This is a genomic window from Yaniella sp. (assembly GCF_030453185.1).
Taxonomy (GTDB): domain Bacteria; phylum Actinomycetota; class Actinomycetes; order Actinomycetales; family Micrococcaceae; genus Yaniella.
On record NZ_JAKDKW010000002.1, the window covers coordinates 1 to 12,926 of the forward strand.

A 12,926-nucleotide genomic window follows, 5' to 3' on the forward strand; every position below is an offset into this window, starting at 1 on the left:
TCTCAGCGCTTCACGTCACCGTTCCGCCCTGGGCACGAGAGATAACTATACACAGGTTGTTTCGGAACGCAAAATCGGCGGATCCGATGGGAACTGGGGTGTAGTTCCGCACGAATCCGCCGATCATGGAAGTATTATGATGAAATTTTGGCTAAATAGTCTTTATTCGAGACCTATATCTCAGTTACTTGCTGAATCTAAGTCGATGAACCCGAGATTGCGGCGCCCGCGTCGTACAACAAAGTATTTATTGTGCAGAGCGTCTGTTGCGGTGAAGATGTGTTCTGGGTCTTCGATTTTGGTGTTGTTCAGATATGCTCCACCGTCGCCGACTGTGCGACGTGCTGAAGACTTCGATTTTTCCAGTCCAGTCGCAACTAAGAGATCGATGATTGTCATCCGCTCGCCAAGGTCACTTTGTTCAGCTGATGGAAGTTCTGCACCTGCAGCATGCAGTGTTGTCACATCAATGGATTCAAGATCACCACGGCCAAAGAGGGCAGCCGATGCATCAATAGCACGTTGGGTTTGGTCTTCTCCATGAACTAATGAAGTCACTTCCCATGCCAGACGACGCTGCGCTTCACGGCGGAAGGGTTCATCGACGACCTTCTGCTCGTATTCCGCAATTTCAGCACGACTGAGGAACGTGAATACTTTGAGCCGTTCCACAACGTCGGCATCAGCTGTATTGAGCCAGAATTGATAAAAAGTGTACGGCGAACACATCTCGGGGTTTAACCAGATTGCGTTCCCTTCGGATTTGCCGAACTTCGTCCCATCAGCATTCGTAATCAGCGGGGTGCCGATTGCGTGTACGTGTTCGCCCTCGACCTTACGCACAAGTTCAGTACCCGAAGTGAGGTTGCCCCATTGGTCTGAACCACCTGTTTGTAAGGTGACGTTGTGGCGACGGTACAGCTCCATAAAGTCCATGCCCTGCAACACCTGGTAGGAAAACTCGGTATAGGAGATGCCCTCATCAGAGTCCAGCCGCGAGGCCACAATTTCTTTACGAACCATAGTGCCCACCCGGAAGTGCTTACCAATGTCACGGAGGAAATCCAGAGCCGACAACCCACCGGTCCAGTCCAGGTTATTCACCATCGTGGCTCCATTGTCACCATCAAAGGATAGGTAATGCTCAATTTGCGACCGGAGTGAATCGACCCAACCTTCAACCGTGTCACGAGTATTGAGGCTACGTTCACTTGTTTGACGCGGATCGCCAATCAGTCCGGTTGCGCCGCCAACCAATGCTACGGGGTGATGACCGGCTAGTTGCAGGCGACGCAGGACCAAAAGCTGTACGAGATGACCAAGGTGCAAGGATGCAGCCGTTGGATCGAAACCGCAATAGTAGTTTATTGGGTCCCCCGATAGGGCTTCTTCAAGTTTGGCTTCATCAGTCGAGACCTGAATGAGGCCACGCCACTGCATTTCCTGCCAAATGTTCTCGAAAGAAGGATCATTTGTTTGTCGACTCAAAAACTCTTCATTATTCATGCTGATCAAACTACCAGTTCCTGTTATCGTTCGATAAAAATTTCGGCTTATATGTCGTTCAGGCCTGCGGGCAAGTCTTCATCGCTAGCCGTCGTGATCATGGTGAGACTCTGGGTGGCTCGTGTCATAGCCACATAAAGATCCCCAACGGATCCGTTAGCCGCAGCAACCACATTTTGTGGTTCGGAGATAATCACCGCGTCATACTCCAGACCCTTTGCCTGTTGCGGAGTTACCAACGCTATATCTCGTTGACGACGCCGTCCGACCCCAGTCCAGACTCTTTTCGGATAGGCGCTTTCGAGTTGCTGATACGCATCGACATACTGTTCCGCGGTCACGATAACGCCGATGAGCCCTCCGGGTTGCCGCTCCAACTGTAATTGCACGGCTTGCAGAAGTATCTCATGATGATCTTCGTCAGTCGCTCGAATGAGTTCAGGATCGTAGTCACCTTGTCGCAACGCGGTAGGAGTCGTAACCGGTCGACCTGCCTGTGTCGCTACACGGGTAGCGACGTCGGTAATTCGTTCTGGGGTTCTGTAGTTCACCGTCAGTTCTGAAAGTCTCCAGTTCTGTCCGGCGAATGGCTGTAGCACTGACGCCCAGTCTGTACTGGCGTCAGCCCAGGATGCCTGGGCAAGGTCGCCGACAATGGTGAAGGAGCGCAACGGCGACCGACGAAAGAGCATCCGCCACTGCATGTAGGTTAGTTCCTGAGCTTCATCGACAATGACATGCCCATACGTCCAGGTGCGATCGGCTTTTGCACGGTCCGCAACCGAAGCCCACGTAGTCTCAGGTTCTTGAGCAGCCGCAAGCATCTCCGCCGTCACGACACCATCGACGCCAATATCCTCCAGTGCATAGTACATATTGTCCAGTGCCGCTTCAGCGGTATCGACATTGCGCTGGCTCAATGATTGTTCCGCCTCGGTAGTGTCCCCCACGAGCTCCCCCACGAGTTCCGCAGTCTCATCAACCAACGGAATATCAGCCTCGGTGAATGGCGTACCGGGTTGTCTGAGCAGCGTTAGTATTTCCGTCGTAGTCAACATTGGCGCCGCATCGACCAGGTACTTCGGCTGGGACAACAGTTCGCTGACTACCCCGGTGGGTGTCAATGGTTTCCAACACATGTTCAGTAGGCGCCGTACATCGCGAGACTGCCGGATTTCTTGACGAAGATATGACCGGTCAGCTTTATTCACGAGGCCGTCTTCACGTTTTGGGCTTACAATATCGCGCAACTGGTCATATAACGTCCGCACCATGTGATCAACAAAGACTTCACGAGCTTGGTTATGTGGCCGTTCAGATGTCCGAGCATGCCCGATTGCCCGGCGAATTTGTATCGGGCGCACGCGTAGGTCAACGCCGTCGACGTGGACCCATGTGGTTTCCGGAATGGAACGTTGGCGGAGACTTACGGCATTAGCCAGGACCTCGGTCATCAGGGAGCGTCCCTTGATTTCAGCCGCGCTCCGGTCAAGCTCTGGTGCAGCTTCAATACCGGGATATAGATTGCCTACCGAGCTCATGACCACCCCGGTCTCCCCTAGCGACGGAAGGACTTGGTCGATGTAGTTCATGAACGCTTCAGATGGGCCGACGAGGAGGACTCCGTTTTTCGCGAGCCGTTCACGGTGTGTATACAGCAGGTAGGCGGCTCGATGGAGGGCAACTGCGGTTTTACCAGTACCCGGCCCGCCCTGCACGACAAGCACCCCGCGCATTTCGTCACGGATGATTTCGTCTTGTTCTCGTTGAATAGTGGCGACGATGTCACCCATCAGACCGGTTCGGGGGGCACTCACCGCGGACAGAAGCGTCTGAGATGCTTCGCTGGCATCGCCGGTATTGAGTACGTCATCTTCGAACGACTCGACGTCGCGTCCGGTCATCATGATGTGACGACGCCGCGCTACACCCTGCGACTTGGCAGCCGTGGCTTGATAAAACGGTGCTGCTTCAGGAGCACGCCAGTCAACTAGAAGGCGTGCACGCTCATCATCGGACAGGCCAATTCGACCAATATGACGGCGGACGTCGTCTTCTGTATCAAGGCGACCGAACACTAACCGGTCGTCTACAGCGTTGAGCTGGTTGATGCGGTCTTGGTAGAGACTGGCAAACGAATCTCGCTCGGACTGGTTCTGAAATGATCCTTGCAGCCCCTGAGCTTGGATTCGTTTCAGTTGTTCCTGTTTTTCATCACGCAGTCCATCTAAACGCTCATAGAGTTTGGCTACATATCCGCGCTCTGTTGCCAATTCTTGTTCATACCACGAAGTGGTATCGGTTGACCCTTGTTGGTCAGTCACCAAGGCTCCTTTACTGCTAGCACCGCAGCGCTAGCACTTAGCTAACTTCGACCACTAAGTCTAATGGTCGTTTAGCGTAGGCCGGTAGGATTTGTGGCGGCAAACTCACGAATTTCAGCCAACTGCCGCTTAAATTCTGCCAACTGCTGCTCTACTGCCTCCGGTCCGGTGCCGCCCTGAGATGATCGCGAATTGAGCGACCCCTCGGTGGTAAGCACTGAACGCACTGCTGGAGTGAGGTGTTTCGATATACCGGCGTATTCCTCGTCGGTAAGATCCCAAAGTTCTACACCACGGGATTCGGCTACCTGAACCGCTTCGCCAGCTAGCTCGTGTGCGACGCGGAACGGAACTCCTTGACGCACCAACCATTCTGCAATGTCCGTAGCCAGTGCGAAGCCCTCAGGCGCGAGCTCAGCCATACGTTCGGTATTAAATTTCAGGGTGGAAATTTGACCTGCAAAAGCTGGCAATAACAATTCGAGTGTGTCAGCAGCGTCGAAGACCGGTTCCTTGTCCTCTTGCAGATCACGGTTATATGCCAGCGGAAGCGCCTTGAGGGTGGTCATGAGGCCGGTAAAATCACCGATGAGTCGACCTGATTTGCCACGTGCCAATTCAGCAACGTCTGGGTTCTTCTTCTGGGGCATAATTGACGATCCCGTTGAGTAGGCATCGTGCAGGGTCACGAAGTTGACCTCTTTTGTTGCCCAAAAGATAATCTCTTCTGAGATGCGCGATAGGTTGACGCCAATCATCGAGGCAATCCAAGCAAATTCCGCAAAGACATCACGTGAGGCAGTACCGTCAATCGAATTCCACACGGCATAATCGAAGCCAAGATCATGCGCAACCGGCACCGGATCGAGCCCGAGTGACGATCCCGCAAGCGCACCAGAACCGTAAGGGCTCACTGCGGCTCGGCGGTCCCAGTCGACAAAACGCTGCAGGTCGCGGAGAAAAGCCCAACCGTGGGCCAATAAGTGGTGGGATAGCAATACTGGTTGTGCGTGCTGCAAGTGTGTGCGTCCAGGCATCGGTGCGAAAGGATGTGCCTCAGCTTGTGCAATAAGCGCGTCGACGACTTCAACGAGTAATTCTGCAACGTTTCTTGCGTGATCACGCAAGAACATCCGACCCATTGTGGCGATCTGGTCGTTACGTGAACGCCCGGCACGGAGTTTGCCGCCCAGACTCTCTCCTGCACGTTCTAATAGTCCACGTTCTAGTGATCCGTGGACATCCTCGTCTGATTCTGCCGCGACATATGTTCCGTCGAGCACATCACGTTCGAGTTGATCTAGAGCGCTGATCATATCGGTGAGCTCAGCTTCGGTAAGCAAACCTGAGCGGTTTAAGACACGAGCGTGGGCACGAGAACCCGCAATATCGTAGCGAGCTAGCCTCCAGTCGAAATCCGTAGATTTGCTCAGTGCCGCTAGGGAGTCAGCAGGGCCGTCTGAGAATCTGCCGCCCCAAAGTGACCCCTCGTTCGTGCCATGCGATTGACTGTCAGCCATGTATTGCAACCTCTTCTTCTACGGTAAGTCCTAGCTTCAAAACTATCAAAAATCCATCAACCAAATGACCTCCGACCACCAAGAGCACGAAATAGAGCTTTGAGGCTTCTTGCGATAGCAAATAGAAGGCTCAAGTAGACGACTCGACCGATTGCGAAATCCACAGAGCCGGATCATGTAGCCACAGTTTTCAGCCGCAGGGTCCAAGTTGCAGCCTTGAGCCCATGTGGCTGCTAGAAATTGTCTAAACTACCTATATGACTGATAAAGAACCAGAACTCTCAGACGAACAGATTGAATTTCTCAATTCGTTGTTTGATTTCGCCCGCGAAGGTAAAACACAAGCCCTGTCGTCTGCTATCGATCAAGGTATACCGGTGAATCTCACGAATCACAACGGCGACACCTTTTTGATTTTGGCGGCATACCGTGAACAAGCTGCAGTGGTTGACACACTCATAGAGCGTCAGGCCGATGTCAACGCATTGAACAGTCGTGGACAGTCAGCGTTGACGAGTTCGATCTTCATGCAAAATGAGGAGATATCGACAGCCCTGCTCAACGCAGGTGCTGATCCTGATCACGGTCCGCAGTCAGCTCGCGCAACAATTACAGCGATGGGATTGGAAAACATGGGCGAATTCCTAGCAGCCTATGAGAACCATCCCGCAACGGACCCATTTGAAGAACATAAATAATGTAACTGTGCAATGTATAACGTCCCCGCACCGCATTTCACATCACATCTGAGGAGCTCTTTTGAATAGAACGATGACACGACCAACCCGATGGCTTTCGCTAACAGGACTCGGAGTCGTCTCCGCCTGGACGCTTACCGCTTGCGGTGGCGGCGCCCCAGAACTCACCGAAATTTCTGATTCCGCTCAACAATCCATGGAAGAAGCAGAATCGCTCACCTACACGCTCTCAGATCCCGATGGGGTCCATGAGGATGACCTGAATTCAATGGAATTCTCCGGGCAGACCGCTCAGGCGAACTTCGCCATCAACGCCAACACGGCGGATCTCGACATGGAAATTTTGGTCGTAGATGAAGAATCTACGTTTATCCGAATGACGTTCAATGATGAAGATATGCAGGCAATGTTTAATGCCGAAGGTATCGAAGAAGGTCAGTGGATTCAGACTCCGGAGTCTGAAGTAGCTGATATTGAACAGTTTACCGACGAATTCGAAGGACTGTCAGACAGGACCTTTGCTTTAACCGAGGGGCTGACCGAAGAAGACCTGGAAGCAGTAGAAGTCGAAGAAACTGAACTGGATGATCAAGCGGTCTATAAATATACCGTCCCTGCCACGGGCGAGACGGAAACCGAACTCTATCCAGGCGCCGACACTGTCGCTTTTTATTTCTCACAAGATTCATCTGAACTAGTGCAAGTGGAAGCCAGTTCCGGCGAAAACACAGCCACCCATACCTATGGTGACTACGATGCTGTGGAACCAGTAGAAGCCCCACCTGAGGATGAGATTGCCGATCTCGACTGGGAGTTCTAGGCCTAGACGTGGTTTTGGACGTACGAACAGCACAAAGCGCTCGAACAATAGTATTTGTCCGAGCGCTTTGTCGCATCTGTCTTACGAACGTGGTTCCTGCTCCGCATAGCTAATGAACTCCGACGCAACTCCCGGGCCTCCGTCTGCAAGACGGGTCACCACCATTATGGAGTCGTCACCTGCGATACTGCCCAAAACGCTCGGCAATCTTGCGTGGTCGATTGCCGACGCCAAAAACTGTGCTGCTCCCGGAGGTGTCCGGAGCACTGCAATATTCGCGGAGCCTTCGGCTGATAACAACAAGTCTCTACACAGGGATGAAAGCCGAGCTTCTGTAGCTTCGGAAGTCTGTAAGACCACACCAGCTACCCCATCTATACCTTCCGGTGGCACATGGTAGACGGTCTGCCCCGTATCGGTGCGTATTCTGGTAGCACCGATATCAACTAAGTCGCGTGACAGTGTGCCCTGCGTGACCGAAACGCCCCGCCGTTGGAGCGCATCTGCTAATTCAGCTTGAGAACGGATGTGTTCGACACTGAGCACCGTCCGGATTTCATGTTGTCGAGCGGCCTTGGTCATCGGAGTGATCATGATTACTGCACTTGAGCTCGGGAGGCTACTGCATGCGGTAGAACCAGATCTTTTGGAATTTCCGCCAACCCGGACGCGTACAGCAACCATGCGATGAGAGCTTTCTGCGCGTGGAGCCGGTTTTCTGCTTCGTCAAAGACTCTCGATTGTGGCCCGTCAATAACTTCAGCTGAGACTTCGTATTCGCGGTAGGCGGGCAAGCAGTGCAAAAATATGGCATCATTGGCAGCTTTAGCCATGGCAGCGCTGTCCACTGAGTACGCTTCAAACAGCTTCAACCGTTGTTCAGTTTGGTCTTCTTGACCCATAGAGATCCACGTGTCAGTAACGACGACATCAGCAGCCTCCAGAGCTTTGTCCGCATCCGTAGTCACCGTAATGGAGCCTCCGGTTTCTTGGGCACGCGCTTTGGCTGCTGCCACGATAGCCTCGTCCGGCAAGTAGCCTTCGGGCCCGGCGATCCGTACATGCATGCCGGCGGTCGCACCGCCGAGAAGATAGGAATTCGCCATATTGTTAGCGGCGTCACCGAGATAGGTCATCACGAGTCCCTGGGTTGTTCCACGGTGTTCTCGTACGGTCTGCAGATCGGCCAATACCTGGCACGGATGGTAATCATCTGTCAGCGCGTTAACTACGGGAATGGATGAGTTCGCGGCCAGTTCTTCGATCCCGGACTGGGCATAGGTCCGCCAAATGACGACGGAAACCATGCGTTCAAAAACTTTGGCCGAATCATAGATGGATTCTTTATGCCCGAGTTGAGATTCACCGGGGTTGATAATCAGTGGACTACCACCAAGCTCTGTGAGTCCAGCAGCAAAAGAAATTCGTGTACGGGTCGAGGTCTTGTCAAACATGACGATCCCGGTTTGTGGTCCGGCCAGTGGTTTGAATTGATACCGCTGTGCCTTCATCATCTCAGCGAGATCGAGTACTTCGGCCTGCTCGGCGGGAGTCAGGTCGGTATCAACCAGAAAATGGCGTGGTGTCGTTGGCATGGGGCCGCTCCTTGTATTCTGGTCCACTAATTCGCTTCAGCTACAGTTTCAGCAAGAATATCTGGCAAATCTGACAGTAGCGGTTCAACCTGTTCCTGGGTGATGATCAGCGGTGGGGCCAGCCGAAGAGTTGATTCCCCGGTGGCGTTAATGATGTAGCCATACTCGAGTGCTTTAGCCACGACTTTTGGTGCGAGTCCGCCTTCCGGAAGTTTCTGACCTTGGGCTAGCAGCGTTTCCGTATCAAGTTCGATGCCCTGCCACAAGCCATAAGCTCGAACAGCTTTGACGCCTGGTAGTACCCTGAGCTGTTGGGCAAGATAACTTCCAACTTCACGTACATTATCCAAGATGCGTTCAGATTCTATGGTGTCTAGCACTGCCAGAGCAGTGGCGGTTGCCAGTGGGTTGCCACCAAAGGTTGTACCGTGCTGGCCAGCTGTAAAGAGGTCTGAAACGTCACGGCCGAACGTAACCATGGCGCCAATCGGCATGCCACCGCCCAAGCCTTTGGCCAATGTCATAGCGTCCGGAACAACAGGTTCTTCCGTTCCTGTCAGTTCGGCGTTCTGGAACCCGAACCACGTACCGGTGCGTCCGATACCAGATTGAATTTCGTCAAAAATTAGCAGTGCACCGTGGTCATCACACGCCTGACGCACCTGAGCAAGATATCCCGCAGGGAAATTACGAACGCCAGCTTCACCCTGTACCGGTTCGATCACCACAGCCGCCACGGTGTCATCGAGCTCGGCTTGCAGTGCAGCAAAGTCTCCGGCCGGCACAAATGTCACCCCGCCCGGCAAAGGTGCAAATGGTTCACGGTACTGAGGTTTCCAGGTCAACGCCAAAGCACCCATGGTGCGGCCGTGAAACGCGTTTTCTAAGGCGATGATCTTACCTCGTGTACCACCGGTTGAATGCCCGTAACGCCGAGCTAATTTGAAAGCCGCCTCATTAGCTTCGGTACCGGAATTAGCAAAGAAGCACGCACCCTCATCGGCGCCGGCGAGTGCGGTAAGCCGTTCAGCCAGTGCTACCTGCGGCAATGAGGTGAACAGGTTAGAGATATGCCCCAGGGTTTGCGCCTGTTCAGTCAGGGCCTCCACAAGCGCAGGATGGGCGTGGCCCAATGCGTTTACGGCGATACCTGCTAAGAAGTCCGTATACTGCTTGCCGTCAGCGTCCCAAACATAAACACCGTCGCCTTTAACGAGGGCACGGGCAGGGGTACCGAACATGTTGGTCATGGTCCGTAGATAACGGTCCAATAAGTTCTGTGACAAGTGGGCTCCTATGGTGTGACTTGGGTACCGACACCGGCGGTCGTAAAGATTTCTAACAGCATGGAATGTGGCTGACGTCCGTCGACTATGTGGGCCTGGGGCACACCGGCTTCCACGGCTGACAGGCATGCCCGCATCTTAGGGATCATCCCTGATTCAAGGTCACCAAGCATGCCGCGAAGTTCGTCAGCGCTGATCGATGTGATCAGTGATGCTGGGTCCGGCCACTCTCCATAGAGTCCTTCGACGTCGGTCAGCACCACGAGTTTTGCCGCCCCAAGCGCTCCGGCGAGTTCTGCCGCAGCGGTGTCGGCGTTGACGTTGAGGACCTGCCCCGTTGGTTGCCCGGTGTCGGCGTCGAATTCAGGCGCTACGGAGGAGACCACCGGGATGCGTCCGTTGTCGATCAAATCGGTGATCGCTCCGGCATTGACTTTGACGACGTCACCAACCAGTCCAAGATCTATGGCTTCACCGTTGACCACGTGTTCAGTGCGGTGTGCAACGAACAGATCGGCGTCTTCACCCGACATTCCGACAGCGTAGGTGCCATGGGAGTTGATCAGTCCAACGAGCTGGCGACCAACCTGGCCGGTCAATACCATGCGAACGACTTCCATGGTTTCTTCAGTGGTAACCCGAAGACCTCCGCGAAATTCGGATTGAATCTCGAGTTTGTCTAACATGGCGTTAATTTGGGGGCCGCCCCCGTGGACAACCACCGGATGGATACCGCAGTGGTGTAAGAACACCATATCTTCCACAAACGCTGCGCGAAGCTCATCCGATACCATAGCGTTGCCACCGTATTTGATCACCATGGTGGTTCCGGAAAATTTTTGAATCCAGGGCAGGGCTTCGATGAGGACGGCGGCCTTGTCGGCAGCCCTGGACATATCACGTGGTGTAGTAGTCATGTGGCTCTTCTACGAGGAGTATTCGGCGTTTTCGCGGATGTAGTCATAGGACAGATCATTGGTCCAAACTGTCACGTCGTGCTCGCCGGCTTTTAGATAGATGTCGACGGTGACTTCGCGATTATCAAAGTTCACCAGATTACGATCTTCACCGATACCAGCGTTACGGCACACCATGACATCGTTGACCGCCACATCAATGGTGGTGGGATCAAATGCCGCGTCAGTCGTGCCGACGGCTGAGATAATGCGGCCCCAGTTGGGGTCTTTGCCGAACATCGCGGTTTTGAACAGGTTTGAACGTGTCACGGTCCGAGCAACATCTTCGCCCTCTTGCTCGGTTGCGGCACCGTGGACGGTCACGGCAATATCTCGAGTCGACCCCTCGGCATCCCCAATAATTTGACGAGCCAACGACGCACAGACTTCGCGAATACGTTCTTGGAGCTCAGCCGTATCGGGGGACGTGCCGGAAGCGCCCGATGCCAGAAGAATGACGGTGTCATTGGTCGACATGCAGCCGTCTGAATCGGCACGGTTGAATGTGGTGCGCACCGCTTCACTCAGCAGCTGTTGAGCAATCGTGGCATCGACAACGGCATCGGTCGTGACTACCGCGAGCATAGTGGCCATGCCCGGTGCGATCATCCCTGCGCCCTTGGTCATGCCACCCACTGAATAGCCGCTACCTTTGGCCAAGGCGACTTTATGCACGGTGTCGGTGGTCATGATCGCTTTGGCAGCATTTTCGGAGCCATCGATGCTCAGCGCCTCGGCAGCCAGCTGGATGCCCGATGCCATGCTATCCATGGGCAGACGCTCACCAATCAACCCGGTGGAGCAGATCAGAACGTCGTCTGCAGACAGTTCTAAGGCTGCAGCAGTCTGTGCTGCCATAGCAGCAGCATCTTCATCCCCCGGTGTACCTGTACAGGCATTAGCGCCACCAGAATTCAGTACGACCGCACGAGCCTGTCCGTTTTCAATTGCTGCTTGAGACCAACGGACTGGTGCTGCAGAAATCCGGTTGGTGGTAAACACACCTGCGGCGTCAAACCGCGGCCCGTTATTGACGACCAGTGCTACATCAAGTCCACCGGAATCTTTGATCCCGGCTGCGACTCCGGAGGCTGAAAAACCTGCTGGTTGGGTAATACTCACGGGGCTACTCCTTGTGCTGTGAGTCCAGTTTCTTCTGGGAAGCCAAGGGCGATGTTCATGGACTGAATCGCGCCTCCGGCGGTGCCTTTGGTCAAGTTATCGACGGCGACGACCACGACCACACGGCCGGACGATTCGTCGACGGCCAGCTGCATGACCACGTGGTTCGACCCCAAAACAGATTTGGTGGATGGCCACTGGCCTTCCGGGAGCAGGTGCACGAACTGCTCATCCTGGTAGGCATTTTCCCAGGCAGCGCGGATTTCTGGAACGGACACACCTGGTTTGAATTTTGCGGTGGCCGTAGTCAAAATACCGCGTGGCATTGGTGCCAGGGTTGGCGTGAAGGACAAGCTGATCTCTTCACCAGCTGCCCAAGACAAGCCCTGGATGATTTCCGGAGTGTGGCGGTGCATGCCGCCAACGCCGTAGGGACTCATACTGCCCATGGCTTCGGAACCAAGCAGGTGTGGTTTCAGAGATTTTCCGGCGCCGGAAGTACCTGATGCGGCCACAATTACGACATCGTCCGCTTCCAAGACACCGGCGTCAAAACCAGGCGCAAGACCAAGCAGCGACCCGGTTGGATAGCAGCCGGGAACAGCGATGCGTTGAGCGCCTACCAATTTTTCGCGGCGTCCCGGCAGTTCTGGAAGCCCATAGGGCCAGGTGCCAGCGTGTGGTGAGCCGTAAAACTTTTCCCACATTGGCGTTGATTCCAAGCGGTGATCTGCGCCGGCGTCGATCACGAGGGTGTCGTCGGAAAGCTCCGCGGCAATGTCTGCCGATGCACCGTGTGGCAACGCCAGGAACACAACGTCATGACCTCGCAGCACTTCGACTTCGGTGGGTTCGAGAACACGGTCAGCCAGTGCATGCAAATGGGGTTGGAGTCCGCCGAGTTTTTGGCCGGCGTTGGAATGGGCGGTAATCGAGCCAATCTCTACTTCCGGGTGCGAGGCCAATAGGCGAAGAACCTCGCCACCGGCATAGCCACTGGCTCCTGAAACAGCTACACGAAGAGTCATGAAACCACCCTAACACTATCTTATGCAGTATCTCTAATAATTATGCAGGAGTGCAGCTCTGGCGATGCACC

Annotated in this window: 11 protein-coding genes; 2 read left to right on the forward strand and 9 right to left on the reverse strand. The window is 54.3% G+C overall.

The annotated features are described in order from the left end of the window. Window positions 1-180 precede the first annotated feature (180 nt). From tyrS to argH, 3 genes are all read right to left on the reverse strand, one after another. Window positions 181-1,506 (reverse strand): tyrosine--tRNA ligase, encoded by a 1,326-nt coding sequence (gene tyrS, locus L0H14_RS00485; protein ID WP_301416001.1) that lies wholly within the window; start codon window positions 1,504-1,506, stop codon window positions 181-183. 47 nt (window positions 1,507-1,553) lie between these two features. Then, window positions 1,554-3,830, reverse strand: coding sequence for an ATP-binding domain-containing protein (locus L0H14_RS00490; RefSeq protein ID WP_301416000.1), 2,277 nt, complete (start codon window positions 3,828-3,830; stop codon window positions 1,554-1,556). A 71-nt stretch (window positions 3,831-3,901) separates the two neighbouring features. Next, window positions 3,902-5,350 carry an argininosuccinate lyase gene (gene argH, locus L0H14_RS00495; protein WP_301415998.1) on the reverse strand — a complete coding sequence of 483 codons (1,449 nt, stop codon included), beginning with the start codon at window positions 5,348-5,350 and terminating at the stop codon, window positions 3,902-3,904. Window positions 5,351-5,607: 257 nt separating this feature from the next. Here argH and L0H14_RS00500 point away from each other — a divergent pair, with 257 nt between their 5' ends. After that, window positions 5,608-6,048, forward strand: a complete 441-nt coding sequence (locus L0H14_RS00500; RefSeq protein WP_301415996.1) for an ankyrin repeat domain-containing protein — start codon at window positions 5,608-5,610, stop codon at window positions 6,046-6,048. A gap of 73 nt (window positions 6,049-6,121) precedes the next feature. Then, a complete protein-coding gene (locus L0H14_RS00505; RefSeq protein WP_301415994.1) occupies window positions 6,122-6,868 on the forward strand; it encodes a hypothetical protein in 747 nt (248 codons plus the stop codon). An 81-nt stretch (window positions 6,869-6,949) separates the two neighbouring features. Here the strand turns inward: L0H14_RS00505 and L0H14_RS00510 are convergent, their stop codons facing one another. From L0H14_RS00510 to argC, 6 genes are read right to left on the reverse strand one after another with little or no spacing between them, the layout of a single operon-like run. Further along, entirely contained in the window at window positions 6,950-7,462 is a 513-nt protein-coding gene (locus L0H14_RS00510; RefSeq protein ID WP_301421296.1) for an arginine repressor, read from the reverse strand. Window positions 7,463-7,464: 2 nt separating this feature from the next. Next, window positions 7,465-8,463, reverse strand: a complete 999-nt coding sequence (gene argF, locus L0H14_RS00515; RefSeq protein WP_301415990.1) for an ornithine carbamoyltransferase — start codon at window positions 8,461-8,463, stop codon at window positions 7,465-7,467. A gap of 26 nt (window positions 8,464-8,489) precedes the next feature. Further along, window positions 8,490-9,749 (reverse strand): acetylornithine transaminase, encoded by a 1,260-nt coding sequence (locus tag L0H14_RS00520; RefSeq protein WP_301415988.1) that lies wholly within the window; start codon window positions 9,747-9,749, stop codon window positions 8,490-8,492. An 8-nt stretch (window positions 9,750-9,757) separates the two neighbouring features. After that, window positions 9,758-10,666, reverse strand: coding sequence for an acetylglutamate kinase (gene argB / locus L0H14_RS00525; RefSeq protein WP_301415986.1), 909 nt, complete (start codon window positions 10,664-10,666; stop codon window positions 9,758-9,760). A 9-nt stretch (window positions 10,667-10,675) separates the two neighbouring features. Continuing rightward, window positions 10,676-11,827, reverse strand: coding sequence for a bifunctional glutamate N-acetyltransferase/amino-acid acetyltransferase ArgJ (gene argJ, locus L0H14_RS00530; RefSeq protein WP_301415984.1), 1,152 nt, complete (start codon window positions 11,825-11,827; stop codon window positions 10,676-10,678). Next, window positions 11,824-12,855, reverse strand: coding sequence for an N-acetyl-gamma-glutamyl-phosphate reductase (gene argC, locus L0H14_RS00535; RefSeq protein WP_301415982.1), 1,032 nt, complete (start codon window positions 12,853-12,855; stop codon window positions 11,824-11,826). Before argC ends, argJ begins: the two co-directional genes overlap by 4 nt. Between the last annotated feature and the right edge of the window lie 71 nt (window positions 12,856-12,926).